Consider the following 2020-nt stretch of genomic DNA (forward strand, 5'->3'; position numbering starts at 1 on the left):
AAATCGCAGCTTCGGGCCGACTGGGCCTGATTGCCGTGCGTTTGTCGCTCCTGTCTGTATTCGCGCCCATCTTTTATTTTTGGTTGAGGAAGGCAACGAACCGGCCGCTCAATCGTCCAGCGATCTTTTCATCATAGGTCAGGATCGAACCGATTTCGATGCGGGCCATTCCCTTGCGCTGGAGCATCTTCACAAATCCTGCCCAATCCGCGCCGTCGGGGAGGGATGATGTTGCGGTGAATAGGCCTGTGATAGGCTGGTCATAGTCCATCCGGTTGGACTGGATGACGATCTCGCTAGCGTGGCCTTCGGTTTCGAGACGCAGGTGCAGGAGAGACCATGCCGCCAATATGGCGAGTGCAGAGGCGCTACCGCCAAAGACCGTACTCTTGTGATTGATATTTGGTTCGAGCGGGGCAGACAGCACGACGTTGTCCATGGTCGCAGAAATAACCTCCACCTTCATCGCGGTCGATAGCGGTATCTGGCGATGGAGGTAGGATTGCAGGATATCGCGGTCCATAATTTGCCTTTGGTTGGATTGATCGGTGAAAGGCAAGTACTAGGATGCGATCCAAGGAGGAAGATGCGGGTGCAAGATCGCCTGCCGGGAATCACATGAATCCGCGCATGGCTGACCGGCACACTCACGACCGCGCCGCCGCCGCGATCTGGCTGCACGAAAAACCCTGCCGGATTGGGAATATGCACGAAAACCCCGATTTCAGGGTTTTCCGTCATCCTCATCGGCTCATGCCACGATCACGTTGCAGGACCAGCTCGCGCTCATGGAGCAACTGGCCCACCGCGCGCGCCATCTGGGGTTCGCGCTGGATCCGCTCGATGTAGAGATCCTTGGTGTGCTGGTTCGCTCCGTTATAGGCATCCACCGCCTTGCGGAGCGCCTCCGGGGTCGCCTTCCAGTCGCTATTATGGTCGCCATAGCCATGGCCGCCCGCCTCGCGCTTCCCGGCAATGGTCCTGAACTTCTCCGCCACTTTCTCACGGTCCTGCACCTGCTGGCGTTCCTGTGCCTGCTCACGGGTGCGCTCGGCGACAAGCCGCTCCTGACGCTGCGCCTCGGCTGCATCGCGCCGATCGCGATCGACCGCGCCGCTCAAGGTGGCCGCGAACGCATGCAGCCTGCCCGATATCCGCTGCCCTGCATCGCGCAGCCACTCGGTCCCCCGCTCTATATACTGGCGCAGGCCCCGCTGCTCGATGACGCCGGCGTTGTGCTGGCCCACCATCGTTACTGGCTCATAGGCCCGCCCCTCCCGCATGGCCTGATGCTCGGCACGGCGTTCCATCGCCGTCGCGCTCGGCCCCATATGCACGGTCACCTCCTGCTCGATTCCGCGCCGCTGGTGGCTGCGATGGTCCACCCGCTCCGAGACGTTCGCCCGTTCCAGCGCCGCATTCTGCATCTCGGCCCACCGGCCACGCCAGCGCTCGACCTCCCCGCTCGTCTTCTGGTCCAGTTCGCGGGTCTTCGCGCCCAGCCCTTCCGGGCCGATCCGCCGCGTCGTCGTCAGCAGATGGGCGTGGTGGTTGCGATGGTCGCCCTCGCGACCTGGTGCGTGGATCGCCACGTCCACCGCCACCCCATGCCGCTCGCTGATCTCCCGTGCGAGGCCCAGCGCAAGCTCGCGCCGCGCCTCGGCCGACAACTCGGCGGGCAGCGCGATTTCATATTCGCGGGCGACGGTCGAGTTCTTGCGCGTCTCTGCCTGCTCGGCGGCGTTCCAGAGCACGGCCCGGTCACTGGCCCACGCCGGGGCGTCGGCGGGCACGACAAGGGCGTTATGTTCGACGCCCTGCTTGCGGGTGTAATCATGGACGAGGCCGGTGCGCTCGTCCGTGATTTCGACACCCGCACGATAGGCTGCCGCTGCCGTCGCGCTGCGACCGGCGGAACGGCCTATCGTCTTCACCGCAAGATGGAAACTCGCCATCGCCGCGCCCTTACTAGCCATGCAGGAGCATGGCGCGGGCGACAGCCCGCTGGGGTTCAGGGGTA

At 63.8% G+C, this 2020-nt stretch carries 2 protein-coding genes; both read right to left on the minus strand.

Features of this window, described 5'->3' with window-relative positions; all coding sequences use genetic code 11:
- Nucleotides 1-73: 73 nt before the first annotated feature.
- Nucleotides 74-523, minus strand: coding sequence for a YiiD C-terminal domain-containing protein (locus ADT71_RS00300; protein ID WP_054434110.1), 450 nt, complete (start codon nucleotides 521-523; stop codon nucleotides 74-76).
- Nucleotides 524-743: 220 nt separating this feature from the next.
- Nucleotides 744-2020: MobQ family relaxase (mobQ, locus tag ADT71_RS00305; RefSeq protein WP_231635439.1), on the minus strand; the 1277-nt coding region annotated here is incomplete at its 5' end.

The sequence above is a fragment of the Novosphingobium sp. ST904 genome (genome assembly GCF_001298105.1).
Lineage (GTDB): Bacteria > Pseudomonadota > Alphaproteobacteria > Sphingomonadales > Sphingomonadaceae > Novosphingobium.